This window comes from Variovorax sp. Soil_C_39, from assembly GCF_057656815.1.
This window is the reverse complement of the sequence record NZ_JBDGJQ010000057.1, coordinates 1-227: the sequence shown is the minus strand read 5'-3', so window position 1 is coordinate 227 and position 227 is coordinate 1. Positions and strand designations below refer to the sequence as shown.

The window sequence follows — 227 nt, the reverse complement described above, 5'->3', positions numbered from 1 at the left end:
CACTGGGCACAGTCGCTGGGCTGGGCGGCGTAGATCACCATCTTGTCCGTGCGCGAGAGTTGCTTGCGTCTGAGTTGTTTGCCTGCAGGGCAAGTAAAACTGTCGCTGGCCGCTTCGTAGGTGAAGGCGCTGCGCTCGTACAGACTGCCGTCGCCTTTGTTGTTCACGGCACGGTTGGGCGCCACGTAGCTGGTGATGCCCTGGGCGTCCAGCGCTGCAATGTGCTC

The 227-nt window shown here is 62.1% G+C and carries 1 pseudogene; it reads right to left on the bottom strand.

Features of this window, described 5'->3' with window-relative positions:
• A pseudogene (locus AC3A6J_RS28085) lies at positions 1-227 on the bottom strand (IS5/IS1182 family transposase); the annotation flags it as partial.